Raw genomic sequence first — 26423 nt, forward strand, 5'->3', positions numbered from 1 at the left:
AGGGTTAGGAATTTTCGTTCGCGCCGTTTTCAATGGACAGTGTTTGCAGTGTGGTTGGCTGCGCTGATTTGAGTGATTACCTGACGTGAACGAGGAGAAGTTCACCCCTTTTGTGGGACTGCTTTTTTTGCCATTCCGAGAATAGACTGGCCTCTCGTTTATCGCGGCGGGGAGCATATGCAGCGTTTCTGGGATACGGCGAAACTTTCTCGGCGGTTGGCTCAGGCGGCGTTTGCTGTGCTGCTGTCTGGTCAGTCTGTGCACGCGACAGAAATCGCGTCAGTCTTGCCTCAAGGCGAGGTCGAGCAGGTTCAAAACATCGTCGTGCGATTCAAGAGCGCGACGTCCAGATTCGGCGATCTGCGCTTGCCGGATCCGGTCACGGTTCGCTGTGGAAATTCGGCGCCACAAGGCAGTGGTCGTTGGAGTAACGAGCGCGAATGGGTGTTCGATTTCTCGCGTCCATTGGCGGCTGGCGCAAAGTGCACGGTCGAGGTCAGCGAAGAGTTCCGCCCCACGGCACCTGGTGCAGCAGTGGGATGGAGTGGCACGCGCACGTTCTCGTTTCAGCTGGGAGCACCGGCAGTCCGGCGAGTGAGTCCTTGGGAAGGTAGCAAAGTCGAAGAAGACCAACGATTTCTGTTGCAGCTCTCTGGAGAGGCGAAGGCTGAGAGCATTGCACCTCACATGTGGTGTGAGTCGAAGTCGCTGGGAGAACGTATTCCCGTTGAACTTCGCAGTCCGGCCGAGCGGGACGCGCTGCTACGTTCGCTGAAGTTGGATGAGCCCAAGCGCCAAAGCTGGATCCTTGTTGGATGCACGCGTCCATTGCCAGCTGGCGCTGAGGCGACCTTGGTGTGGGGGGCGGGAATCGCCGCCGCCGGTAACGAGTCCGTACGTACGCGTGCCGATCGGCGATTCCGCTTCTCCGTCAGGGCGCCGCTGACAGCGGAGCTTTCTTGCGAGCGTGAGCGGGCAAGTGCTCCGTGTCTGTCGATTCGCCCGATCACGGTGAATTTTTCCGAGCCAATCGCGCGCGACCTTGCATTGAAGATCCGGCTCAAGGGAACGAACGGTGCCAGCGTGGCACCTTTGCCGACGACTGAGCAGGAACAGCAGTTGGTCAGCTGGATATCGTCAGTGCGTTTCCCCGCGCCGTTGGCTGAGCAGCAGGACTATCAGCTTGAACTCCCCAGTGGGATCAAGGACGAAAGTGGCCGGCCTCTTTCAAACGCCGCAAGCTTCCCGATGAAGGTGCGGACGTCGGAGGCGCCCCCTCTGGCGAAGTTTGCCGCCGCGCCCTTCGGGATCGTCGAGTGGGAAGCAGCTGGCGCCAGCCTGGTTCCTTTGAGTCTGCGGCACGTGCAGGCCGACCTGCAGCCGCGAGCCGGCGGGCACTTGCGTATCAAGCGGTTGACGGACGATGTCGACATCCTGCGATGGTACGGGCGTCTCTACCGACAGAACGAGTGGGAGGACCGCAAGTCTGAGTGGTTGAAGGATTCCTCGGATCTTCAATCCATGACGGTGCCGGCACCGAATCCCGACAAGGTCATTGACGTGATCGGGATTCCTCTGTCGCAGCCCGGCTATCACGTGCTTGAGCTGAAGTCGCCGCGTCTGGGGCAGTCGCTCCTCGATCCGATTCAGCCCATGTTCGTGCGAACGGGGGCGCTCGTCACCAATCTCGGATTGCATTTCAAGCTCGGGAAGGACGACAGCCTGGTGTGGGTAACGTCGCTGGACAAGGGAAAGCCAGTCGCGCGAGCTCAGGTGTCGGTTTACGACTGTCGCGGCAAGGCGCTATGGAACGGTCGAACGGATGAGCAAGGCCTGGCCCGTATTGATCGACCGAACCTTGATCGCGACAGTGGAGGCGGCGACTGCATTGCCGAGACAGGCCTGTTCATCACGGCCCGGCTAGAGCAGCCAGGGAAGGCGCTGGACCAGTCCTTCATGTTCAGCGGTTGGAGCCGTGGCATTGAGCCGTGGCGTTTCAACGTACCGACCGCGTGGGGATCAGAGCGCGCAGCGCGCGCCCACACCGTCACCGATCGCCCGTTGCTGCGTGCCGGCGAGACGCTGTCGATGAAGCACTTCTTCCGGCTGGAATCCGCGCAAGGTCTGACCGACGCGACGCCAGACCAGTTGCCCGACAAGCTGCGCGTTGTTTTCGAGGGGACCGGGGAAGATATCGCCACCTTGGACCTGCGATGGCAAGGAGCTCGCTACGCGTTGAGTGCATGGAAGGTGCCATCGGAAGCCAAGCTGGGCCGATATCGATTCGTAATGGAGCGCGGGGACGCGCGGGGTGGACGTCGGACCTGGGACAGCGGGAGCGTACGCGTCGAGGAATTCCGCGTACCACTTGTCGACGCACGCCTCATCCCGCCGAAAACGCCGGTGACAGGTGCGAAGGAGCAGGCCTGGGCTGCCCAGCTGAATTACATGGCTGGGGGGGCCATGGCGAAGTCGCCGGTGGAAGTCAGCGCCATGCTGCAGCCCCGCTGGACCAATTTCCCCGGCTTCGATGATTTCGCCTTCGAGCCGCCGTCGCCCGATGGGCCTCAGGATTCCGGCGCCACTGGCGACATGGACGAAGGCGACGGCGAATCCAGCGGCGGTCCCTCAGGGGCGAGTCGCCTGGTGCTGGACAAGCTGGCATTGCAGACCGATGCGAAAGGCGGCGCCTCGTTCAAGGTGCCGCTGAAGGCAGGCATCGATCGCCCCGCCGAATTGCGTGTCGAATTGAATTACCGCGACCCCGATGGACAGACGCATACGCGGTCCGCTTCCCAGGTCGTCTGGCCCGCGGATGTGGTCGTCGGTCTGCGCGCGGCGACGTGGGTGGCCAACGGGCAGGCATTGTCAGTTCAGGCTGTTGCGCTCGACACCAACGGCAAGCCGATGGCCAGCCGGAAGATCTCCATCAGCGCGCGGCAGATTCAGACCCTCAGCACGCGCAAGCGGCTGGTCGGTGGCTTCTACGCCTACGAGCATCAACGGAACCTGAAAGACCTTGGCGAACTCTGCAGCGGCACGACCGATGCGCTCGGTGTCATGCGCTGTGAAGTCAAGCTGAGTCAAGGCGGGCAGATCGAATTGATCGGGTCCGCCAAGGACGATGGCGGACGTACCGCGCGCGCCGCGCGGTCGCTGTGGGTGACGAAGGCCGGCGAGCTCTGGTTCGCCCAGGACAACGACGATCGAATCGATGTGATCCCGGAAAGGCGGCGTTATGAGCCGGGAGAAACCGCCAGGTTCCAGGTGCGCATGCCTTATCGCGATGCGACCGCGCTGATCACGGTCGAGCGGGAAGGCGTGTTGTACAGCGAGGTCCGTCGTCTGTCTGGCCGCGACCCCTGGCTGGAGTTGAAGATCGATCGCAACTGGACGCCGAACGCCTTCGTCAGCGTGATGGTGCTGCGAGGCCGGCTGCGCGACGTGCCGTGGTATTCGTTCTTCTCCTGGGGTTGGCGCGAACCGGTGAACTGGTGGCAGGAATGGCGCGCCTCGGGCGACTATCAAGCGCCCACGGCCATGGTCGACCTGTCCAAACCGTCGTTCAAGCTGGGCATGGCACCGATCGAGATCGGCCAGGCCAGACATCGACTGCAGGTCGAGGTCGTGCCGCAACAGGCGCAATACGGCGTTCGGCAAAGCGCGCAGGTGAAGCTGCGCGTGACGCAGGACGGCAAACCGGTGCCCGACGCCCTGATTGCCTTCGCGGCGGTCGACGAAGGCTTGCTGGCCCTGGCGCCCAACCAGAGCTGGAAGCTCCTGGACAGCATGATCCAGACGCGCCCGTGGGGCGTGACGACGGCGACGGGGCACAGCGAGATCATCGGCAGGCGACATTACGGCCGCAAGGCCGTTGCAGCCGGTGGCGGGGGCGGGTTCGCGACGCGCGAGCTGTTCGACACGCTGCTGACCTGGCAGCCTCTGGTGACGGTGGATGCACAGGGCGAGGCGCTCGTGCGCGTGCCCCTGAACGATTCGCTCACACGCTTCCGGCTGGTCGCGGTGGCCGATGCGCCGGGACAGCGGTTCGGCACGGGCGAGGGCAGCATCAACGTGAGCCAGGATCTGCAACTGCTGTCCGGCCTGCCGCCGCTGGTGCGCGAGGGCGACCGGGTGCAGGCCATGCTCACGCTGCGCAACGCGACGAACCGTGCGATGGACCTGAAAGTGACGCTGACGGGCAAGGCGAGCGGTGAGAGCGGGGAGCAGGCGGTCCCTGCCGACGCGCGGGCCGTGAAGCTGGCTGCGGGTCAGGCGCAGGAGCTGACCTGGGATGTCCTGATCCCGGAGGGCGTGCAGCGCATCGTCTGGGAAGCGCAAGCCCAGGAGCAGGGCGGCAGCGCGAAGGACGCGATGCGGACCACGCAGGCTGTCGAGCCTGCGGTCCCGGTGCGGGTGCTTCAGGCGACGCTGCGGCAACTCGACGCGCCGATCAGCATCCCTGTCGCCTCGCCCGCCGACGCGCTCCCGACCCAAGGCATCAAGCGGGGCGGGCTCCAGATCGGCTTGCAACCGAAGTTGTCGACGGCGCTGCCGGGCATCCGTCGCTACTTCGAGCAGTACCCGTATACCTGCCTCGAACAGCAGAGTTCGAAGTTCATCGCTTTGCATGACAACGCGTCTTGGGAAGCGCTGATGGGGCAGCTGGCGACCTATCAGGATGGCGAGGGGCTCTTCGCATACTTCCCGCTCTCGCGGCACCTGACGCAGGGCAGCGATGTGCTGACGGCCCATCTGCTGTCGGTGGCGCAAGAGGCCGGTCGACGACTGCCCGCCGCCCAACTCGGCAAGGCGCTCGACGGTCTGGCCGCTTTTGTCGAAGGACGAGTCGAGCGCCGCCACTGGTCGCCGCGTCCCGACGACGAACCGCGGCGCATCGCCGCGCTGGCTGCGTTGGCGCGCTACGGCAAGGCGACGCCGCGGCAGCTCGGCACCGTGGAGGGCCGGAATCTCAACACGTGGCCGACAGGCACCGTCGTGGACTGGCTGGTCCTGCACCAGCGGATGACCGATGCGCCGGATCGCGCCAACCAGATCGCCGCGGCGCAGAATCAGCTGCGCAGCCGCCTGAGCTTCGCCGGGACCACGCTGCGTTTCGTCAACGAGGAATCCGACGCCTGGTGGTGGCTGATGGGCAGTGCCGACGCGACGGCGGCACGTGTGATCCTGGCCCTCGTGGACGACCCCGCGTGGAAGGAGGACCTGCCCCGGTTGGTCGTCGGCGCGCTGGCGCGTCAGGAGCGGGGCGCCTGGTTCAATACGACGGCGAACCTGTGGGGCGCGCTGGCGCTCGAGAAGTTCTCGGCGCGTTTCGAATCGCAGCCGGTCAAGGGGAAGACCGAGGCCAAGCTGGTCGGCGCCAGCGTCGCGCTTGACTGGGCGGCGAAGCCGGACGGGGGCGAGTTGCGCCTGCCGTGGCCCGCGGCCGGCAACGGCACGCTGACCGTGACGCAGGCGGGCGACGGACGCCCCTGGGCCACCGTGCAGGCCTTGTCCGCGGTACCGTTGAAGGCGCCGCTCACGGCCGGCTACGCGATCAAGCGGACGATGACGGCCGTGTCGCAGAAGGCGGCGCCGCGATGGTCGCGCGGCGACGTGGTGCGCGTGCGGCTGGAGATCGACGCTGCGGTCGACATGTCCTGGGTCGTGCTCAGCGACCCGCTGCCCACCGGCGCGGCCGTGGTGGAAGGCACGATCGACACGCAGGGCGAGCGCGCCGAGGGTGAGGCGTGGCCCAGCTTCATCGAGCGCAGCTTCACCGCGTGGCGCGCTTACTTCGATTACCTGCCGCGCGGGAAACACGTGCTCGAGTACACGGTCCGGTTGAACAACGCCGGGCGCTTCCAGATGCCGACCACGCGCGCCGAGGCGATGTACTCGCCAGACCGCTTCGGCGAATTCCCGAATGCGACCCTGGAGGTCCAGCCTTGAAGCAGCCCTGGGCCGGGTGCTCGCACCGCCTTGCGCGGTGGGGGCGCACGCTGGCCTTGGCGCTCTTCGGCATCGGATCCGCCGGCGCGGCCGGGGCTGAGGAACTGCCCTCGTTCGCGCAGACCCGCGCGTCGCATCCCTTGTCGGATCTCCAGTTGCTGGACCGTCGGGGCGAGCCGCTGCAGACCCTGCGAGTGGACCCCAGCCGGCGTGTGCTGGCCTGGGTGCCGCTGGACCAGATGTCGCCCTCCTTGCTGCGGGCGATGCTGCTGTCCGAGGACCAGCATTTCTACGAGCACAGCGGCGTCGACTGGTCGGCGGTCGCCGCCAGCGCCTGGGGCAATCTCTGGAACACGCGCACGCGTGGTGCGTCGACGGTGACGATGCAACTCGCCGGCCTGCTTGACCAGGACCTGGCCCGACGCGGCGGCCGGAGCGTGACGCAGAAGCTGGGTCAGGCGTGGGTGGCGGGGCGGCTGGAGAAGCGTTGGACCAAGGCCCAGATCCTCGAGGCCTATCTGAACCGCGTGCCCCTTCGGGGCGAGCTCGTCGGCGTGCCGGCAGCCTCGCAGGCGCTTTTCGGCAAACGGCCGGGCGGACTCGACGCACGGGAATCCGCGCTGCTCGCCGCGATGTTGCGCGGACCGAATGCGCCCGCCGACACCCTCGCGGCACGCGCCTGCGGCGTGCTGCGTGCGATGGGGCAGGGCTGTGACGGGCTGGTCGACGAAGTCGGCGCCGTGCTGCGGCGCAAGTCCCTGTCGGTGGCGGACGCGCCGCAGTGGGCGCCGCACTATGCGCGCCTCGTACTGCGCGCGGACGGACCGCCGGCACAACGCAGCACGCTGGATGCGACCTGGCAACGCGTGGCGGTGCAGTCGCTGCGGCGGCATCTGGCGGAGCTGTCCGGTCGACAGGTCGAGGACGGGGCCGTGCTCGTGCTGGACAACGCCAGCGGCGAGGTCCGCGCCTGGGTCGGATCGAGTGGCAGTCAGTGGTCGGACGCCGCCCAGGTCGATCACGTGCTCGCTCGCCGGCAGCCCGGCTCGACCTTGAAGCCCTTCCTGTACGAGTTAGCGATCGAGCGTCGCCTGATCACCGCGGCCAGCCTGCTGGACGACTCGCCGGCGCAGATCGCGACCGGCGGGGGGCTGTACCTGCCGCAGAACTACGACAAGCAGTACCGCGGCTGGATCAGCGCGCGGGCCTCGCTCGGCAACAGCCTCAATGTGCCGGCCGTGCGGCTGTCGCTGATGCTGACGCCGGAGGCGGTGTTCGAGCGGCTCAATGCACTGGGCCTGCAGCTGCCGGAAACGGGCGGCTTCTATGGTCCCTCGTTGGCGCTGGGCAGCGCGGACGTGACCTTGCTGGCGCTCACGAACGCGTATCGCGCGCTGGCCAACGGGGGGCAATATGCCGGAGTGAGTCTGCCGCGGAGCACTCCGAGCCAGCCGGCAGCATCGCAGCGTGGCGATTCACGCCGGGTCGCGGATCCGAGAGCCAGCTTCATCGTGGGCGACATCCTGGCCGACAACAGCGCACGTGCACTGACCTTCGGCCTGTCCAGTGCGCTCGCCCTGCCATTCCCGGCCTCGGTGAAGACCGGCACGAGCAAGGACATGCGCGACAACTGGTGCATCGGGTGGACCAGCCGGTTCACGGTGGGGGTCTGGGTCGGCAACTCGAGCGGCGAGGCGATGCACCAGGTGTCCGGCGTGAGCGGTGCGGCGCCGGTGTGGCGGGAGGTCATGCTGGCGCTTCATGCCGGTGGGGTGCCGCCGACGATCCGGCCGCCGGCGGGTGTCGTGGCGCAGGACACGCGATTCGACACCGGCCAGGAACCGGCCCGGCGCGAGTGGTTCGTCGCCGGCACCGAGCAGGCGGTCATCCAGGCAGCGGGCACGTCCGTGGCGCTCAGCAACCCGGTCGACGGCGCGATCTACGCGCTGGATCCGGACATCCCGCCCACGGCGCAGCGCCTGCGGTTCGCGCATGAGGGGCGGCTTGAGCGTGGCGGCGTCGCGGCCTGGCGCCTGGATGGTCAGGTCATCGGGCGCGGACCGACCTGGGACTGGCTGCCGATGCCCGGGCGGCATGAGCTGGCGCTGCTCGATGCGAGCGGGCGCGTGCTGCAGCAGGTGCGATTCGAGGTCCGAGGCGCCGGTTGAGACAGACGCCCCCCTCCAGGACCGACTCCCGTCCCCCCATTCCGCAAGTCAACCGCTCCAAGGCGCAGTTCGTCGCCGCCCCCTGGCGGCCAGGGGGCTGACTTTCGATACTCCTCCCATCGTCGCTAAGATGCAGATTCGCGCGGGGAGACCATGCAAAGCCGACAACAACAAGCGCTGACCGCCTACCGGCCCCTTTGGAGGGTGCTGGGCGTCGCCGTGCTCGGCGCCGCAATGTGGGTGCCGGCCGCGCCGGCCCAGGCCAGCGAGGTCGTCAAGCTGGCCCGGTTGTTGATTACCGGCAAGCGCCAGCCGAGCCGCCCGCCCGCGCCGCAACCGGCGGCCCCGGAACGCGCCACCGACGCCACCGGCCAGCCCCAGAGCCGTGCATCCGACGGTGAACTCCACGCCCAGACGCAGCGCCGCACGGCGGACGGTGCCGCCGTCTCGATGGACTGACGCACCAAGCTGTCGCATCACCGGCGGATTTCTCCCCAAGTCGCGGCATCGCCGCACCAGCACGGCACTTCGTGCCTGATCGACGTGCGATCAACGAAGTTAGTCTCGGAAACCGTGCGTTTCTCCCCCTGACAACGTCGTCAACGCGGGCCACACTGCCGCGCGTCGCCTCACGAGGGCGGGATCGTTGGGAGGGAAAGAGATGACGCAAGGATCGAACAAGGTCTATCGAAAAGGCCTGCCGTTCAGCGCCGAAGTGGCCCCACTGCTGCACGCCATGCCGCTGCTGGAGGAATACCGCGAGCCGCTGCTGCGGCTGCAGGGCGCCTGGGACAGCCTCGCGCTGCTGGGCCAGATGAGCGGCGCGGCCACTGACATGGCCGACACCCGCACGGCATTCGAGGCGCTGACCGGGCGTCTGCTGGACAGCCTGGCGCGCCGACAGCTGCGGCACGCCGTCGGACATCTGCAGGGGCGCTCGCAGGTCGCGATCGACATCCTGGTGCGCAACCTCTTCGAACGGACCGCCGACGTCGGTTTTCTCGCCAGCGACGGCCCGCTTCGCGCGCTGCTGAATGCGGACGCCGCCGGTGAACTCGACACCGGCGACGTCGAAGCGTTGCGTCGTCGCTTCGCCGCTTACGTCGCCAAGTACTCCGTCTACGACCAGGTCGTGCTGCTGGCCGCCGACGGCCGGCGTCTTGCGGCGTTGGATGAATCGAGCTGCGCGCCCGTCGTCGACGACCCGCGACTGCAGGGGGCCTTCGACCCGGCGCGCGCCTTCGTCGAAGTGCACGGCCCGACCGGGCTCCTCGGTGGCCGCAGCGGCCTGATCTACGCGGCGGCCGTGAGCGGGAGCGATGGCGCCGGATCCGGCGGCGTCCGCGGGCTGCTGTGCCTGTCCTTCAAGCTCGAGGACGAGATGCTCGGCCTTTTCCGCGCGCTGTGCGCGGGCGTGCCCCGTTCGGTGCTGGTGCTCAAGGACGCGCAAGGACGCGTGCTGCTGACGTCGGATCCCTGGCAGATCCCGCTCGGCGCGCCGCTGGCCGACGCGGGCGAAGCGCAGGGCTGGCGACTGGATTTCGCCGGTCGCGATTACCTGGCCTGCGAGAGCGCGGCCAGTGGCTACGAAGGCTACTTCGGACCCGGCTGGCGGGCGCAGATGCTGCAGCCGCTGCAGCACGCCTTCGCGGACGCGCCCGCCGAGCGTCAGGCCGGTCGCGCTCGCGACCTCGACACGCGCGAGCTGTTCGACGAGGAACTGCGCAGCATTCCGATCGAAGCGCGCCGCATCCAGCGCGAGTTGTCGCGCTCCTTGTGGAACGGCAAGCTCAAGAGCCGCGCCCAAGCGCAGCACGGTGTCAGAACCGGCGAAGGCGCCGTGGCCGGTCAAGCGGGAGGCAATGCCTTCGCCGTGACCCTGCTCAACGAAGTGGAGCGCACGGGCGACCAGTTGCGCCAGGTGTTCGAACGCGCGATCGCGCAGCTTGAAGACGGCGCACTGGACGCTGTCTTCGACGGCGCCGGATTCCAATCGGAGCTGGCGATCTCGATCGTGAACCGCAATCTCTATGAGCGCGCCAACGACTGCCGCTGGTGGGCACTCGATGCGCGCCTGCAGCGTGCGCTCGCCACCGGCGATGCCGCGTCGGCCGAATCGGTGCTCGCGAGCATCCATGCGCTCTACACGGTGTATTCGTTGCTGCTCGTCTTCGACATCGCCGGGCGCGTGGTCGCCGTGTCGGACCCGGCCCAGGCGCATCACGTCGGGCGGTCGTTGCAAGGGGATTGGGTCTCCGGTGCGCTCGGACTGCGCGACGCCGGCCAGTACGTGGTGTCGTCGCACGCGCCTTCCGGTCTCTACGGGGACGACGGTCACGCGCCCTGTCTCGTCTACGCGGCCGGTGTGCCGCATCCTGACGGTGCGGCGACGGTCGGCGGCATCGCGATCGTGTTCGACGGTGCACCGCAATTCCGCGCGATGCTCCGCGCGGCGCTGCCGGAGCAGGCCGGTGCGGCGGCGTTGCTGGTCACGCGCGCGGGTGAGGTCGTTGCGAGCAGTGATGCGCGTTGGGCGCCGGGGGATCGTCTGCCGATGGCGCTGCCCGCGTTGACCGGGCTGCCGGCGGACCAGCATGTGACCGGCGAGCTTGAACTCGACGGTCGCGTTCATGCTTACGGTCTGGCGATGTCGGGGGGCTACCGGGAGTACCGCCGTCTCACGCCTCCCGATGCGAGCGATCTGGCCGCGCTGGTCATGCTGCCGTTGGGAGAGCGCCTGGCCGCTGGCGAGTCGTCGGGCGCAGGCGCGATGGCTGCGGCGTTCACGTCGGCGCCGCCGGCGGGCACCAAGACCCTGGACGTGGCGAGCTTCCTGGTCGATCAACAATGGCTGGGGCTGCCCGCGATGCAGGTCGTCGCGGCGCTGGAGCGACAGCGCATCACCGCCTGGCCCACGGCGCCGGCGGCCGTGCGCGGCATGCTCGGTTTCGAGGGGCGCATGCTGCCCGTGCTGGATCTGGGCCAACTGCTCTTCCATCGTCCCTGCGGCGAGGAAGCGGCGTTGATGGTCTGCCAGACCGGCGCCGGTCAGCGCCTCGTGCTGGCCGTGCAGCAACTGGGGCAGGTCTTCGTCGCGGGGGCGGAGCAGCTGCAACCCAGCCCGACGCGGCCGGGCTGGGCCGCGCAGGCGCAGGTGCACCTGCTGAAGGGCCACGGGCCGCAGATGCTCACGCTGCTGGACAGCGACGATCTGTGGCGCCTCGTCAACGGCGTCGTCGAGGCGCAAGCGCCCGCGCTGACCGTCGATTGACCAGCGCAGGCGGGCACTGATCGACTCGCGCGCCGCGCCGCGCCGCGCCGCGCCGCACGCCGCTCAGGCTGCGGGCCGCTCGATCGTCGGCGGTCGCGGATGCAGCCGCGCCATCGTGAAGGCGTCGACATAGCGCCCGTCGCGCAAGGCGTAGCCCCGCAAACGGCCCTCGTGCTCGAAGCCGAAGCGCTCGTAGAGCCGGATCGCGCGCGCGTTGTCGGCGAACACGGTGAGCTCGATGCGCAGCACGCCGAGCCAGTCGTCCGCCTGGCGCATGAGCGCGTCCATCAAGGCCGCGCCGACACCACGTCCGTGGGCGTCCGGATGCACGCCGATGCCCAGCATCATCGCGTGCCGGCGCCGGGCCTGCGGACCGACCGCATGCAGCCCGGCGGACCCCACCAGCCGATCGCCGTCGAAAGCGAGCAGCTGCAGCTCGCCGCTGTTCGTGTCGGGCGCTTTCGAGAAGCGCTCGTGCCAGAGCAGCTCGGACGTGTAGGGCACCTGGAGCAGCGACGGCTGCACGCCCGGATGTCCGATCAACTCGGCGTGCGCGCGCGCGTCCTCGGGGCGCGGGCGGCGCAGCGTGAGGCCTTCGGCGATGCGCACGGCGCGATGGCTGTGGCCGTGATCGCGGTCGTCGAAGGAGCGGGGCGGATTCGTCGCAGTCTGCATCGGGGTTCTCCGGGTGGGATGGAAGGACCGAGGGCGGAAACGGACAAGGCCCGCGGGTTGCGCGGGCCTTGTCGGGGGGAGTGTGGGGATCGCCTGGGGACCGTGGGTCCTGGATCCTTGGGGCGCCTACCGCGTTCGACGCCGTCCCTGGCCGCGTGCGCACAGAGGCGCCTGCAGCGGATGCATGCAGCACATCTGGACTAGCGAGACGGGACGGATCGCGAAGGACATGCGAACCAGTATCTTGGCGACGCGAGGAAGGCGTCAAGCGCGCTGTCCGCGGCACCAGTGGCAACGGCGCGACAATGGGCGTTTCCCTCTTTCGTCGCGGCCGGTGCCGCGCGTCGTCTTCATGCCTCGACTGAGTTCCGTCGCTGCCGTTCCCGCTCCGGTCCCCGCCGCCGACACGGCTTCGCGCCCGAGGGGCGAGCCGCAGCCGGCCGAACGCTTCGCGCTGGCGGTGGACAAGAGCCCGATCGACGGGCTGGGCGTGTTCGCCGCCGAATCGATTCCGGCGCGCCGCAAGATCGGCGAGATGCGCGGCGAGATCGTCCCGGTGCGCGAGGCTCGCCGGCGCATCGAGGGCCGGCGCCGCATTCACGTCGTCGAGGTGACGGACAAGACCGCGATCGATGCGACGAAGTCCGATTGCGCGCTGCGCCACGTGAATCACAGCTGTGCGCCGAACGCGGTCCTGCGCATCCGGCAGGGACGCGCCGAGTTCTACGCGATGCGCGACATCGAGCCGGGCGAGGAGATCTGCGCCGACTACGGTGAGAGCCACCACGAGGGCCGGCTGCGCTGCCGCTGCGGCGCGCCGAACTGCAAGGGCCGGCTCTGAGCTGAGCGCCACCTCGTCGGCGCCATGAGAAACGCCGGCGCGAGGCCGGCGTTTCTCATGGCGGACTGAGTCCGCCGTTGATGGGAGATCAGTGCGTCGTGTCCGGATCCGAGGTCAGGCCGGAGATCGCTTCCTTCAGCACGCGCTGCTGCATCCAGAACAGGCGCAGGTCCTGCACGGTGAACAGCATGTCGTCGATCAGCGCGTTCTGGTCGATGCCTTCCGGCTCTTCATAGGCGCGCTGCACGTACTCGGCGCGGGGCGTCGAGTCCTCGGCCAGCGTCACGGCCTCGATCGCTTCCAGCATCGCCTGCAGATCGTCGGCGCCGTCGCCGTCGGGCAGCGCCCACGCGTTCGAGTCGTCGACCGCCTGCAGGAAGCCCTGCGCCCACATCGCGCCGGGCGCGGGCATGCGCTCCAGCAGTTCCGCGGTGATCGAGCCCTGCGCGACGAGTTCCGCCTTGGTCTCCTCGTCGAACTCGGAGATCAGCGGCGTCAGGTGCATCTGCTCCGGCGCTTCGAGCAGCGGCTGCGGCTCGAGGCTGTCGCCGATCTCGTTCCAGCGCACGTGCAGCGCTTCCATGAACGCGTCGGTCAGGTCCTGTTCGTCGAGACCGGCGGGCCAGTCCTCGCCGAACAGCGCGTCCATCGCCTGGATGGGGGCGGCGTCGGACGGACCGACGCGCAGGGCGGTCAGGTAACCGTCCATCGTGTCCAGCGTGATCGCCGGCGCATCCGGATCGGCCTGTCCGGCCAGCACGGCCAGCAGCTCGCCGAGGCGCTGCGCGTTCTCGACGTCGATCGAGTCGCCGAAGTCGTCGTCCAGCGGGGTGTCAGTCATGGTTGCTCCAGTTGCTTGAAACGACAAGGGCCCGACCGGGGCCCTTGAAGAGGTGGTTCGTCGGAACTCCGGGGTGGGCGGTTCGATCGTCGCCCGTATCCCGGAGTGCCTGTTCGAGTGGGATCTCAGACGCGTTCGCCCACCCAGGCCTGCACGCTCGCCAGCGCGGCGGGCAGGGCCTTGGCGTCGGTGCCGCCGGCCATGGCCAGGTCCGGCTTGCCGCCGCCCTTGCCGCCGACCTGCTGCGCGACGAAGTTGACCAGCTCGCCGGCCTTGACCTTGCCGATGCTGTCGGCAGTGACGCCGGCGGCCAGCTGCACCTTGTCGCCGTCGACGGCGGCCAGCACGATCGCGGCGGTCTTGAGCTTGTCCTTGAGCTTGTCCATCGTCTCGCGCAGCGTCTTGGCGTCGGCGCCGACCAGCGTCGCCGCCAGCACCTTCAGTCCCTTGACGTCGACGGCCTGCGCCATCAGCTCGTCGCCCTGCGCGGACGCCAGCTTGCTCTTGGCGGCGGACAGTTCCTTCTCCAGCGCGCGCAGCTGCTCCAGCACCGCGTGCACACGCGGTTCCAGTTCGGCGGGCGCGGCCTTCAGCGTGCCGGCCACGGCCTGCACCGTCGACTCCAGCGACTGCAGGTAGTGCAGCGCGTTGTCGCCGGTGACGGCCTCGACACGGCGGATGCCGGCCGCCACGCCGCTCTCGGCGACGATCTTGAACAGGCCGATGTCGCCGGTGCGGCGCACGTGCGTGCCGCCGCAGAGTTCCTTGGACGAGCCGATGCTCAGCACGCGCACGGTCTCGCCGTACTTCTCGCCGAACAGCATCATCGCGCCGCTCTTCTGCGCGTCGTCCAGGGCCATGACGGCGGCCTGCGTGTCGGCGTTGGCCAGGATCTCGGCGTTGACGATGGCCTCGACCTTGCGGATCTCCTCCGCCGTCATCGGCGCGGTGTGCGCGAAGTCGAAGCGGGTGCGCTCGGCGTTGACCAGCGAGCCCTTCTGCTGCACGTGCGCGCCCAGCACCTCGCGCAGCGCCTTGTGCATCAGGTGGGTCGCGCTGTGGTTGCGGATGGTCTTGGCGCGGCGTTCGGCGTCGACCTTGGCGGCGAAGGTGTCGCCGACCTTGACCGTGCCTTCGGCGACCTGCGCGTGGTGGCCGAACACGTCGGCCTGGATCTTCAGCGTGTCGTCGACGACCAGCCGGGTCGTCGCGTTGCGCAGCTCGCCGGCGTCGCCGACCTGGCCGCCGCTTTCCGCGTAGAACGGCGTGTGGTCGAGCACGACCACGACATCGTCGCCGGCGTCGGCGCTCTGCACCGCGCTGCCGTCGACGTACAGCGCGACGACCTGGGCGTCTTCACGCGCGAGGTGCTCGTAGCCGTGGAAGGTGGTTGCGGCGCCGGTGTACGCCAGGCCCTGCGCCATCTTGAACTTGCCGGCCTGACGGCCGCGGTCCTTCTGCTCTTCCAGCAGGCGGTTGAAACCGGTCTCGTCGACGGTCACGCCGCGCTCGCGGCAGACGTCGGCAGTCAGGTCCACCGGGAAGCCGTAGGTGTCGTGCAGCTTGAAGGCGGTGTCGCCGTCGATCTGCGTCGCGCCGCCGGCCAGGGCCGATTCCAGCAGTTCCATGCCGGTGGCGATGGTCTTGAAGAAGCGTTCCTCTTCCTGCTTCAGCACTTCGGTGACGCGGGCCTCGTCGCGGCGCAGCTCGGGATAGGCCTCGCCCATCTCCTTGGCCAGCGCGGCCACGAGCTTGTGGAAGAAGGGCGCGCGCGCGCCGAGCTTGTAGCCGTGGCGGATCGCGCGGCGGGCGATGCGGCGCAGCACGTAGCCGCGGCCGGCGTTGCCCGGGATCACGCCGTCGACGACGGTGAACGAGCAGGCGCGGATGTGGTCCGCGATGACCTTCAGCGACGGCGATTCCTTGTCGCAGTCACCGGTGCCAGGCGTTGCGGCGTCCACGCTCTGCTTGGCCGCGGCCAGCAGGTTGACGAACAGGTCGATCTCGTAGTTCGAGTGCACGTGCTGCAGCACGGCCGCCAGACGCTCCAGGCCCATGCCGGTGTCGACGCTGGGCTTGGGCAGCTTGTGCATCACGCCGTCTTCAGTCCGGTTGAACTGCATGAAGACGTTGTTCCAGATCTCGATGTAGCGGTCGCCGTCTTCGTTGGGCGAGCCCGGAGGGCCGCCGGCCACGTCCGGACCGTGGTCGTAGAAGATCTCGGTGCAGGGGCCGCAGGGGCCCGTGTCGCCCATCATCCAGAAGTTGTCGGACATGTAGCGGCCGCCCTTGTTGTCGCCGATGCGCACGATGCGCTCGGCGGGCACGCCGACCTGCTTGTTCCAGATCTCGTAGGCCTCGTCGTCCTCGGAATAGACGGTCACCCACAGCTTCTCCGCCGGCAGCTTGAAGTGCTCGGTCAGCAGTTCCCAGGCGAAGCCGATGGCGTCCTTCTTGAAGTAGTCGCCGAAGCTGAAGTTGCCCAGCATCTCGAAGAAGGTGTGGTGGCGCGCCGTGTAGCCGACGTTGTCCAGGTCGTTGTGCTTGCCGCCGGCGCGGATGCACTTCTGTGCCGTGGTCGCACGCGAGTAGGCGCGCTTGTCGAAGCCCAGGAACACGTCCTTGAACTGGTTCATCCCCGCGTTGGTGAACAGCAGCGTCGGGTCGTCGCCGGGGACGACCGGGCTGGACGCGACGATCTGGTGGCCCTTGGACTCGAAGAACTTCAGGAAGGTGTGGCGGATCTCTGCGGCTTTCATGCCTGTCCTTTGCTTGATGGGCCTGGCGGGTCGACGGCGGCGCAGCCGGGGCTGCGACATGAATCAGTTGATTGAACCGGTTTGTGGATTCAGTTTGTATCTTCGCGGGTGCGCGGTTTGCCGCTCTTCCATTCAGGAATGGCGGGGCCTGGCGCCCGATTTCGCGAAGCTTTCGATTATAGGAGCCGGGGCCGTTGACACGGTGTTGACATGGCGGTCACGCCGCCGCCGCTAGGATGCCGGCCTTCCACGGAGAAACGACATGGCGACGATGGACCCCAAGACCTCCCCGCTGGCGCAGCTCAAGGACCCGAGCCTGCTCAAGACCGACGCGCTGATCAACGGCGAGTGGGTGGGCGGCGCGAGCCGTTTCGACGTCGTGGACCCGGCGACCGGCGTGCTGCTGACGCACGTGGCCAACCTGGGCGCGTCGGAGGCCGACGCGGCGGTGACGGCCGCCAATGCCGCCTGGCCGGCGTGGCGGTCCAAGACGGCCAAGGAGCGGGCTTCGATCCTGATGCGCTGGTTCCACCTGCTGACCCAGCATGCGGACGACCTGGCGCGCATCCTGACGGCGGAGCAGGGCAAGCCGCTGGCCGAGGCGCGCGGCGAGATCTCGTACGGCGCGAGCTTCGTCGAGTGGTTCGCGGAGGAATCCAAGCGCGTGCGCGGCGAGATCGTGCCGACCACCGACGCGACCAAGCGCTACATGGTGATCAAGCAGCCGGTGGGCGTGTGCGCGGCCATCACGCCGTGGAATTTCCCGCTGGCGATGATCACCCGCAAGGTCGCGCCGGCACTGGCGGCCGGCTGCCCGGTCGTGATCAAGCCGGCGGAGCAGACGCCGCTGACCGCGCTGGCCGCGGCCGAACTCGCGCAGCGCGCCGGCATGCCGGCCGGCGTGCTCAACGTGATCACCGGCGACGGGGAGCAATCGGTCGCCATCGGCAAGGTCCTGTGCGAGAGCGACGTCGTGCGGCACCTGTCGTTCACCGGCTCGACGGAGGTCGGCCGGATCCTGATGGCGCAGTGCGCGCCGACGATCAAGAAGCTGTCGCTGGAGCTGGGCGGCAACGCGCCGTTCCTGGTCTTCGACGACGCGGACATCGAGAGCGCCGTCGAGGGCGCGATCGCCAGCAAGTACCGCAATGCGGGCCAGACCTGCGTGTGCGCGAACCGCCTCTACGTGCAGGCGGGCGTGTACGACGCCTTCGTGGCGAAGCTGGCGGAGAAGGTCGGCGGTCTGAAGGTCGGCAACGGCTTCGAGCCCGGCGTGACGCAAGGCCCGCTGATCGAGGACGCGGCGATCGAGAAGGTCGAGCGCCATGTCGCCGACGCGGTGGAGAAGGGCGCGAAGGTGCTGGTCGGCGGCGCGCGGCTGCACGACCGCTTCTTCCAGCCGACGGTGCTGTCGGAGGCGACGTCCGACATGCTGTGCGCGCGCGAGGAGACCTTCGGTCCGGTGGCGCCGGTGTTCCGCTTCGGCACCGAGGCCGAGGGCGTCGCACTGGCCAACGCCACCGAGTTCGGCCTGGCGAGCTACTTCTACGCCCGCGACATCGGCCGCATCACGCGCGTGTCGGAAGGCCTGGAGTACGGCATGGTCGGCATCAACACGGGCCTCATCTCGACGGCCGAGGTGCCGTTCGGTGGCGTGAAGCAGTCGGGCCTGGGCCGCGAGGGCGGGCACCAGGGCATCGACGAGTACGTCGAGACGAAGTACCTGTGCGTCGGCGACGTGAACAAGTGAGCGTCGCGTGACGCCTCGCGGCCGCGTTCTGGCAGCTCCGACGGCTTGGGCGCGTCAGGCGGGTCGGGCAGGCCGGGGGGCTCAGCCCGCGAGTGCCGCCATCTCGACGGCGAGGTAGTCGAGGAAGCAGGTGATGCGGGAAGCCAGTGCGGTGTTGCGGTAGTAGACCGCGTGCACCGGCTGGCGCGTGTCGACGGTGTGCGTCGCGAGGACCTGCACCAGCGTCCCGTCAGCGCGGTCCCGCGCGGTCATGAAGTCGGACAGCGCCACGACGCCCTGGCCGGCGAGGGCCAACTGCCGCAGCGTCTCGCCGGACGACGCGCTCACCGCGGCCTCGATCGGATACCCCTCGCCGCCGGACCAGCGCAGGGGCCAGGTGTTGAGGCTCTCCGGCGCGGTGAACCCGAGCAGCGAGTGCTTCGCGAGCGCCTCGACCTTCGTCGGGCGCCCCTGCGCGGCGAGGTAGGCGGGACTCGCGAGCACCCGCAGGCGGAAACTGCCAAGCGGCCGCGCATGCAGCGTGGAATCGGCGAGCGTGCCGATGCGCAAGGCAACGTCGGTGCGCTGCTCCAGCAGGTCGATGATCTGGTCGCTGCTGTTGAGTTCGAGCTCGATCTGCGGATAGCGCTCGCGGAAGCCGCCGATCAGGGGCACCAGGACGTGCAGCATGAACGGCGAGGCCGCGTTCACGCGCAGCCGCCCGGCGGGCTGGTCGCGGCGTAGCGCGAGCTGCTCCTCGGCGTCCTCGACCGCGGCGAGCACGCTGCGGGCACGGGCGAGGAAGAACTGCCCCTCCTCGGTGAGTTCGAGGCGTCTGGTGGATCGCCGCATCAAGGTCGTGCCCAGCTTCTGCTCAAGCCGGCTCAGCGACCGGCTGACAGCGGAGACCGTCTGCCCCAGATGCTCCGCCGCCGCGCTGATCGATCCCGCGTCGACGATGGCGGCGAGGACGGCGAGTTCATCGAGGGAGCTTTTCATGAGCGCAATGGGCGGACGAGACTGATGCGAATGATAGGAGTCTGACGGGGGAGACACCCCCTCCGCGTATCCCCCAAGGGTGGGCCCACTTCAGGGTGACGCACGACCACGCAAGGCCTGGCACTGACGGTCATGGCAGCAATGCGTGGAGATCGGTATGGCGGTGTTCGTGGTCGAAGGGTTTCGTCGCTGGATGCGCAAGCAGGCATTGGACAGAAGGCGATCTGTGCAGGGCTGTGGACGAAATGAAACGAGGACTGATCGATGCAGATCTCGGTCATGGACTGAGGAAGAAGCGGATTGCACGATCTGGCTCCGGAAAGCGCGGTGGCTATCGCGCCATCGTCGCGAACCGGCATGCGGGTTCCTGGTTTTTTGTGCATGGCTATGCCAAGAACCGTCGGGTCAACCTGGACCCCAACGAAATCGCCATGTGCCGCGCCGCTGCGATGCATTGGTTGGATCAGGATGCGGCGGGCCTGAAGGCAGCGGTGGATCGCGGAGACATCTCGGAGGTTGCTTGTGATGCGTAAACGTAAATCACGTCTGTTGGCAGAGCTTCTGGCGTCGTCGCGACGCCTTCATGAGCATGGGTTGATGACCGACGAACAGTGGCGCGAGTTCGAGCGGGGTTGCAGTCCGCTGCCAGATCCGATGACGCCCTCGCAGATACGTCAACTGGTGGCGCAGTCGAATCTTCATTACTTCACCTTTGCGCGGTTGCTGAACACGTCGCCACGCTTGGTGCTGCGCTGGCAACAAGGTCTGGCACGGCCCCGGGGGCCCGAGCTGAAAATGCTTCACCTGATCCGGGAGCGGGGATTGGATGCGCTTGTTTGATTTGCGTCTGATTCAATAATCATTTGGTCAATCGAGGCTTTATCTGCAAGCAAGGGATGCGCACACTGGCGGCCATTCCTCCAACCTCCCTCGCTTCGCAGGAGCCTCATCATGCCGATCGCCTTGTGGGCGCTGACCGTCAGCGCCTTCGCCATCGGGACCACGGAATTCGTCATCGTGGGCCTGATCCCGACCATGGCCGCCGACCTCGGCGTCAGCCTGCCGTCCGCGGGCCTGCTGGTCTCGCTGTACGCGCTGGGCGTCGCCATCGGCGCGCCCGTCCTCACCGCGCTCTCCGGCCGCTGGCCGCGCAAGCAGCTGCTGCTCGCGCTGATGCTGCTGTTCACCGCCGGCAACCTGCTCGCATGGCTCGCGCCGGGTTACGGCGCGCTCGTCGTCGCCCGGGTCCTGACCGGCCTCGCGCACGGCGTGTTCTTCTCCATCGGCTCGACGATCGCCACCAGCCTCGTCCCCCGTGAGAAGGCCGCCAGCGCGATCGCGACGATGTTCTCGGGACTCACCGTCGCGCTGGTCACCGGCGTGCCGCTGGGCACCTTCGTCGGCCAGCACTTCGGCTGGCGCGCGACCTTCCTCGCCGTTGCCGCGCTGGGCTTGATCGCCTTCATCGCCAGCCTGGTCTTCGTGCCGCGCAAGCTCGCGCAGCCCGCGCCGGCCAGCCTGCTGCACCAGTTCGAGCCGCTGCGCCAGCCGCGCCTGCTGCTCGTCTATGCGATGACGGCGGTCGGCTACGGCGGTTCGTTCATCGCCTTCACCTACCTCGCGCCCATCCTCCAGCAGATCACCGGCATCTCCGCCAACGGCGTCAGCCTCGTGCTCCTCGTGTACGGCATCTCGGTCGCGGTCGGCAATGTCTGGGGCGGCAAGCTCGCGGACAAGCGCGGCCCGATCGGCGCGCTCAAGCTGATCTTCCTGGCACTCGCCGCGGTGCTGTTCGTGCTGAGCATCACCGCGCAGTCGCCGGTCCTCGCCGTGTTGACCGTGCTCGCCTGGGGCGCCTTCGCCTTCGGCAACGTGCCCGGTCTGCAGGTCTACGTCGTCCAGCAGGCCGAGGCCCATGCGCCCAAGGCCGTCGACGTCGCCTCGGGCCTGAACATCGCGGCGTTCAACCTCGGCATCGCCGGCGGCGCCTGGGGCGGCGGCCTGATCGTCGAACACCTGGGTCTGATCCACACGCCATGGATAGGCGCCATCGTCGTGCTCGGCGCCTTCGCGCTCACCGTGCTGGCGGGTCGCCTCGACCGCCGCTTCCCGCTGCCGGCGCGTGCCGCCGGCGCCGCGACCATCGCCGTCGGCCATTGACCGCGCAGGGACCCTTCGACCGTTCGACCGTTCGACCGCTTTCAGGAGTTCCTCATGACAACCACCGTCTCCCGATCCATGCCCCAAGCTCGCGCCATCTCCATGCCCCCACTGGGCCTCGGCACCTTCCGCCTCAAGGGGCAGACCGTCATCGACGCGATCAAGAGCGGCCTGTCGCTGGGCTACCGCCACATCGACACCGCCCAGATCTACGGCAACGAGGCCGAAGTCGGCCAGGCGATCGCAGAAAGCGGCGTGCCGCGCGCCGGGCTGTTCGTCACGACCAAGATCTGGACCGAGCAACTGGCCGGCGACCGCCTCATCCCCAGCCTGCGCGAGAGCCTCGCCAAGCTGCGCATGGCGGCGGTCGACCTGACGCTGATCCACTGGCCGTCGCCGGGCGGCGCGGTGCCGCTGAAGGAAACGCTGGACGCGCTGATCGAAGCGAAGCGCCTGGGCCTGACGCGGGCGATCGGCCTGTCCAACTTCACCGTCGCGCAGATGCGCGAGGCGATCGATCTCGTGGGCGTCGACGAGCTCGCGACCAACCAGGTCGAGATCCACCCGTTCCTGCAGAACCGTCGTGTCGTCGACTTTGCGAAGGGGCAAGACCTGCCCCTGACCGCCTACATGCCGCTGGCCTACGGCAAGGTCATGACCGAGCCGGTGCTGCTCGACATCGCCGCCCGGCACGGCACCACGCCCGCGCAGGTGTCGCTGGCCTGGCTGCTGCAGCGGGGTTTCGCGGTGATCCCGTCATCGACCAAGCCGTCCAACCAGGCGGCCAACCTCACGGCCACCGCGCTGCGCCTCAGCGACGAGGACATGACGCGCATCGCTGCGCTCGATCGCGGCGAACGGCTGGCCGATCCGGACTTCGCCCCCGACTGGGACTGAGGTCCAACGGATCCTGTAAGCGGATGTTCATGAGCGTGCAATCCTTCACGCGCCACGGTCGGCCAGACATGAAGGCGTTCACCCGGAGCGCATACAACCCGGGAGCCTGTGCTTTCCGACCTTCCCATGTTCCGCCTACGACTCCGATTGAAACCCGCCGCGGCTGAGGCAGCGCCAGCCGTGGCTCCCGCAGACGCTTCTGCCATCGCCGAGGCGGATGACATCGATGCGGCCGCGACGGCGGCCTCCGACGATGAGGAGGGCGACGAGCGCCGCACCACGCCGCGGCGCGACGTGCCACTCGGTCCGGCGGTGCGCGTCGAGTTCATGCTCCTGGGCCGCGCCCGCAGCCTCAGCGTGGACGACGTGTCGCTGGGCGGACTTGGCCTGCGCGGCACGGTCGAGGAAGGGCGCGGCCTGTTCCTCGGCCAGAAGGTTCCCCAGGCCCGGGTGATGGTCGGTGATCAGCTCGTGCTGGTGGCCGACCTCGAGGTGCGCATCCGGCGCAGCTTCCGGTCGTTCCTGGCCGGCGAGCAGGTCCACATCGGCTGTCGCTTCCTGGGCCTGAACCCGCTGGCCGAGGCGGAACTCCAGCGCCTGCTGGCCCAACTGATCGGCCAGCGCGGACGCTGAGCCCGCCTGCCCGGGTCCCGCCCGGGCCGCGCGCGGCTTGGGTCATAATCCGCCTCCTCCGCGGGCGTCGTATAACGGCTATTACCTTGGCTTCCCAAGCCAATGACGAGGGTTCGACTCCCTTCGCCCGCTCCAGATGCAGCCCCTTGATCCATGGGCCGCCTCGATCCGTGTTGCAATGCTGAACGTTTCATGAACGCTCCCTGAGCGTCTCCTTTCAGCAGTCCGACATGTCCGCCGCCTCTCCGATCGCCTCTCCCCAGCTCTCCGACGACCCGACGCCGACCGTGCACACCGGCTGGGCGCTGCTCGCGCTGGCCATCGGCGGTTTCGCGATCGGCACGACCGAGTTCGTGGCGATGAGCCTGGTCCCGTTCTTCGCGCCGGACCTTGGCATCGACGCACCCACCGCCGGCCACGTGATCAGCGCCTATGCGCTGGGCGTGGTCGTGGGGGCGCCGCTGCTGGCGGTGCTGGGCGCCAAGGTGCCGCGGCGCACGCTGCTGATCGCGCTGATGCTGGCCTTCGCCGTCGGCAACGGGCTGAGCGCGCTGGCGCCCAGCTATCACGCGATGCTGCTGTTCCGCTTCCTGAGCGGGCTGCCGCATGGCGCGTACTTCGGCGTGGGCGCGCTGGTCGCCGCCTCGCTGGTCGCGCCGGCGCGGCGCGCGCAGGCTGTGAGTCTGATGATGCTGGGCCTCACCGTCGCCACCATCATCGGCGTGCCGCTGGCCAACGGGCTGGGGCAATGGGCCGGCTGGCGCTGGGGCTTCGGCGTCGTGACGGTGCTGGCGCTGCTGACCGCCGCGCTGGTGGCGATGCACGCACCGCGCGACCAGGTGCAGCCCGGCGCCAGCGCGATGCGCGAGCTCGGCGCGCTCGGCCGCCGCCAGGTCTGGCTGACGCTGGCGATCGCGACCATCGGCTTCGGCGGCATGTTCGCCGTCTACACCTATCTCGGCTCCACGCTGCTCGAGGTCACCCGCACCGGACCCGGCATGCTGCCGGTCGTGCTGAGCGTGTTCGGCATGGGCATGACCGCAGGGACGCTGGTCTCCGCCTGGGCGGCCGATCGCGCGCTGATGCCCACCATCGGCGGACTGCTGCTGTGGAGCGCCGTGTCGCTGGCGCTCTACCCGTTCGCGGCCGGCAGCCTGTGGACGCTGCTGCCGGTGGTGTTCCTCATCGGTTGCGGCGGCGGGCTCGGCGCCGTGCTGCAGACCCGGCTGATGGACGTGGCCGGCGAGGCGCAGACCCTGGCCGCGGCCCTGAACCACTCGGCCTTCAACGCGGCCAACGCCCTCGGCCCCTGGCTGGGCGGGCTGGCCATCGCCGCCGGTCACGGCTGGACGTCCACCGGATGGGTGGGGGTCGCCCTGGCGTTCGGGGGCTTGATCTTCTGGGGCGTGTCGCTCGCGCTCGATCGCCGATAATCCCGCGCTTCTCTTGCAGGAGTTCCGCACATGGCCGACTGGCTGCCGCCCACGCGGTATTGGGTGCTGGCGATCTTCATCGCCTCGGCGCTGTATGCCCACTTCCGCGGTCGCGTCCGCTTCAAGCTGGCGCGCGCGCTGACCGACTTCACCGTGCTGATCTCGCCGATCAACGCGGTCATGTACCTGTTCTCCCGCGCACCGGCCACGCCTTACCTGAAGACTTCGGCGTTCCCCGAGCTCGGCCTGCTGCGCGACAACTGGCAGGTGATCCGCGAGGAAGCCCTCAAGCTCAACGACGAGGGCTACATCAAGGCCGCGTCGGGCTACAACGACATCGGCTTCAACTCGTTCTTCCGCACCGGCTGGAAGCGCTTCTACCTGAAGTGGTACGACCGGGACATGGCCTCGGCCAACGCGCTGTGCCCCAGGACCGTCGAGCTGCTGCGCCAGATCCCCGGCGTCAAGGCGGCGATGTTCGCGTCGCTGCCGCCGGGCGCGAAGCTGGTGCGCCACCGCGATCCGTACGCGGGCTCGCTGCGCTACCACCTCGGCCTGACGACGCCCAACGATCCGGGCTGCTACATCGACGTCGACGGCGAAAAGTACCACTGGAAGGACGGCGAGGATGTGATGTTCGACGAGACCTTCATCCACTACGCCGAGAACACGACCACGCACCAGCGCGTGATCCTGTTCTGCGACGTGGAGCGTCCGGTCCACTTCGCGCCGATCCGCTGGCTGAACCGCGCGTTCGGCAAGCTGGTGATGACCTCCGCCGCGACGCAGAACCTGGAGAGCGAGCCCATCGGCGGGCTCAACAAGTTCTTCTATCACGCCTACAAGGTGCGCCTGTTCTTCAAGGCGTTCAAGGCGAAGTCGCGCACCGGCTACTACGTCGTCAAGTGGGCGCTGATCCTCGGCATCCTGGCGGCGATCTTCATCTGACCATTCTCACGGTCGCGACGCCGCCGAGGCCCTGATGGCCCCGGCCCGTTCAGCCGGCCAGCGCCTGGGACAGGCGCTGCGCCTGCGGCCCGAACGCGTAGGCATCCATCCCCAGCGCGCCGAAGGTGACCCCCTCGTGGATGCGGATAGGCGCATCGTCGCGACCGCCGGCGCCCGCGGCGACGTACCAGGGCAGCAGGTGCTCGTCTGTCGGATGCATCAGCGCGGCGCTGGGCGCCTGCGTCCGGTAGGCCGCCAGCGCGTCCCAGTCGCGTGCCGCGGAGCGTTCCGCGAACCAGGTCCGGAAGGCCGCTGATTCGGCCATCTCCGGCAGGCCCTCGGCCGTCGCGCGCATCAGCAGCCGCAGGTTGTGCGTGATGCTGCCGGTGCCCAGGATCAGCACGCCCTCCCGCGACAGCGCCTGCAGCCGTTCACCGAGTTCGAGCAGCTGCGCCGGTGAGGCGTGCGCCGTCAGTGTGAGCGGGATGACCGGCACGTCGGCGTCGGGATAGAGGAATCGCAGCGAAGTCCAGATGCCGTGGTCCAAGCCGCCATGGTCGAAGACGGGGAGGGCGAGGGTCTCGCCGATCTGTGCGGTCAGCGCGCGGTCGCCAAGCGCGTCATAACGCAGCTGATACAGCGCCGGCGGGAAGCCGCCGAAGTCGTACACCGCCTCATGGCGGTCGGCGCTGAGCAGGACGGCCTCACGCGCCGTCGTGTGCGCGGAGATCGCCAGCACGGCCTTGGGCCGGCCCCAGACGGCGTCCAGCGTGCGGCCGAGGCGCTGCATGAAGGCACCGGCCTCGCCGGGCTCCAGCGCGATCATGGGCGAGCCATGGGAGACGAAGAGGGGAGGGAAGTGGGTGTTCATGCAGTCCATTGAACGCCCGTGAGCGCGCCGCATCGTCAAAACCGGTTGCACGGACTGTTCAAGCCGATTGCATGGCCGCACCCCCGTGCCAGCGCGCGGGCATGCGGTTCGCTACAGTCCGCGCATGAGCGCGCACCCGTCTTCTCCGTCGGCCACCCCCGCCGGTACTCCTCCTGGCACCCCGGCCGGGACCTCCGCAGGCCGATCGGCTTCCGGTTCCCCGTCGGGCCGACGACCGCCGTCGCT

18 protein-coding genes and 1 tRNA gene are annotated in these 26423 nt (G+C 68.5%); 14 read left to right on the forward strand and 5 right to left on the reverse strand.

Annotated elements, in window-relative coordinates:
- Nucleotides 1-177: 177 nt before the first annotated feature.
- The 4 genes from ABE85_RS00005 (at nucleotide 178) to ABE85_RS00020 (ending at nucleotide 11391) form a co-directional block, all read left to right on the forward strand.
- Nucleotides 178-5952: an alpha-2-macroglobulin gene (locus ABE85_RS00005; RefSeq protein WP_067268970.1), complete on the forward strand. Its 5775-nt coding sequence runs from the start codon at nucleotides 178-180 to the stop codon at nucleotides 5950-5952.
- On the forward strand, nucleotides 5949-8120 hold the full coding sequence (gene pbpC / locus ABE85_RS00010) for a penicillin-binding protein 1C (protein ID WP_231993185.1): 2172 nt from the start codon (nucleotides 5949-5951) through the stop codon (nucleotides 8118-8120). The genes ABE85_RS00005 and pbpC overlap by 4 nt, the downstream gene beginning before the upstream one ends.
- Nucleotides 8121-8273: 153 nt before the next feature.
- Entirely contained in the window at nucleotides 8274-8579 is a 306-nt protein-coding gene (locus ABE85_RS00015) for a hypothetical protein (protein ID WP_157521798.1), read from the forward strand.
- A 202-nt stretch (nucleotides 8580-8781) separates the two neighbouring features.
- Complete coding sequence (locus ABE85_RS00020; protein ID WP_067268973.1) at nucleotides 8782-11391, forward strand: chemotaxis protein CheW; 2610 nt, start codon at nucleotides 8782-8784, stop codon at nucleotides 11389-11391.
- A 63-nt stretch (nucleotides 11392-11454) separates the two neighbouring features.
- On the opposite strand, the gene ABE85_RS00025 is transcribed toward ABE85_RS00020, so the two are convergent.
- Nucleotides 11455-12066 (reverse strand): GNAT family N-acetyltransferase, encoded by a 612-nt coding sequence (locus ABE85_RS00025; protein ID WP_082938165.1) that lies wholly within the window; start codon nucleotides 12064-12066, stop codon nucleotides 11455-11457.
- 184 nt (nucleotides 12067-12250) lie between these two features.
- On the opposite strand from ABE85_RS00025, the gene ABE85_RS00030 reads away from it, so the two are divergent.
- Nucleotides 12251-12907 (forward strand): SET domain-containing protein, encoded by a 657-nt coding sequence (locus tag ABE85_RS00030; protein ID WP_231993186.1) that lies wholly within the window; start codon nucleotides 12251-12253, stop codon nucleotides 12905-12907.
- A gap of 88 nt (nucleotides 12908-12995) precedes the next feature.
- Here ABE85_RS00030 and ABE85_RS00035 read toward each other — a convergent pair whose 3' ends face one another.
- Nucleotides 12996-13748 carry a UPF0149 family protein gene (locus ABE85_RS00035; RefSeq protein WP_067268977.1) on the reverse strand — a complete coding sequence of 251 codons (753 nt, stop codon included), beginning with the start codon at nucleotides 13746-13748 and terminating at the stop codon, nucleotides 12996-12998.
- Nucleotides 13749-13873: 125 nt separating this feature from the next.
- The gene (alaS, locus tag ABE85_RS00040) at nucleotides 13874-16507 is read right to left on the reverse strand and encodes an alanine--tRNA ligase (RefSeq protein WP_067268979.1); all 2634 of its coding nucleotides are present in this window, start codon (nucleotides 16505-16507) and stop codon (nucleotides 13874-13876) included.
- A 271-nt stretch (nucleotides 16508-16778) separates the two neighbouring features.
- Here alaS and ABE85_RS00045 point away from each other — a divergent pair, with 271 nt between their 5' ends.
- Nucleotides 16779-18257: an NAD-dependent succinate-semialdehyde dehydrogenase gene (locus tag ABE85_RS00045; protein ID WP_067281492.1), complete on the forward strand. Its 1479-nt coding sequence runs from the start codon at nucleotides 16779-16781 to the stop codon at nucleotides 18255-18257.
- A gap of 81 nt (nucleotides 18258-18338) precedes the next feature.
- Here ABE85_RS00045 and ABE85_RS00050 read toward each other — a convergent pair whose 3' ends face one another.
- Nucleotides 18339-19235 (reverse strand): LysR substrate-binding domain-containing protein, encoded by an 897-nt coding sequence (locus ABE85_RS00050; RefSeq protein WP_067268981.1) that lies wholly within the window; start codon nucleotides 19233-19235, stop codon nucleotides 18339-18341.
- A 95-nt stretch (nucleotides 19236-19330) separates the two neighbouring features.
- Between ABE85_RS00050 and ABE85_RS26665 the strand changes: the two genes are divergently transcribed.
- From ABE85_RS26665 to ABE85_RS00080, 8 genes are all read left to right on the forward strand, one after another.
- Nucleotides 19331-19768: a type II toxin-antitoxin system RelE/ParE family toxin gene (locus ABE85_RS26665; RefSeq protein ID WP_255362633.1), complete on the forward strand. Its 438-nt coding sequence runs from the start codon at nucleotides 19331-19333 to the stop codon at nucleotides 19766-19768.
- 64 nt (nucleotides 19769-19832) lie between these two features.
- The gene (locus tag ABE85_RS27225) at nucleotides 19833-20075 is read left to right on the forward strand and encodes a DNA-binding transcriptional regulator (protein ID WP_157521800.1); all 243 of its coding nucleotides are present in this window, start codon (nucleotides 19833-19835) and stop codon (nucleotides 20073-20075) included.
- Between the two features lie 111 nt (nucleotides 20076-20186).
- Nucleotides 20187-21395, forward strand: coding sequence for an MFS transporter (locus tag ABE85_RS00055; RefSeq protein WP_067268983.1), 1209 nt, complete (start codon nucleotides 20187-20189; stop codon nucleotides 21393-21395).
- Between the two features lie 54 nt (nucleotides 21396-21449).
- Nucleotides 21450-22292 (forward strand): 2,5-didehydrogluconate reductase DkgB, encoded by an 843-nt coding sequence (dkgB, locus tag ABE85_RS00060; protein WP_231993187.1) that lies wholly within the window; start codon nucleotides 21450-21452, stop codon nucleotides 22290-22292.
- Nucleotides 22293-22472: 180 nt separating this feature from the next.
- On the forward strand, nucleotides 22473-22925 hold the full coding sequence (locus ABE85_RS00065; RefSeq protein WP_067268986.1) for a PilZ domain-containing protein: 453 nt from the start codon (nucleotides 22473-22475) through the stop codon (nucleotides 22923-22925).
- Nucleotides 22926-22985: 60 nt separating this feature from the next.
- Nucleotides 22986-23060: transfer RNA gene (locus tag ABE85_RS00070), tRNA-Gly, on the forward strand.
- A 95-nt stretch (nucleotides 23061-23155) separates the two neighbouring features.
- Entirely contained in the window at nucleotides 23156-24358 is a 1203-nt protein-coding gene (locus ABE85_RS00075; RefSeq protein WP_067268988.1) for an MFS transporter, read from the forward strand.
- 30 nt (nucleotides 24359-24388) lie between these two features.
- The gene (locus ABE85_RS00080) at nucleotides 24389-25306 is read left to right on the forward strand and encodes an aspartyl/asparaginyl beta-hydroxylase domain-containing protein (protein WP_067268992.1); all 918 of its coding nucleotides are present in this window, start codon (nucleotides 24389-24391) and stop codon (nucleotides 25304-25306) included.
- A 49-nt stretch (nucleotides 25307-25355) separates the two neighbouring features.
- On the opposite strand, the gene ABE85_RS00085 is transcribed toward ABE85_RS00080, so the two are convergent.
- Entirely contained in the window at nucleotides 25356-26177 is an 822-nt protein-coding gene (locus ABE85_RS00085; protein WP_067281494.1) for a dioxygenase, read from the reverse strand.
- Nucleotides 26178-26423: the final 246 nt, after the last annotated feature.

The organism is Mitsuaria sp. 7, assembly GCF_001653795.1.
GTDB lineage: Bacteria > Pseudomonadota > Gammaproteobacteria > Burkholderiales > Burkholderiaceae_C > Roseateles.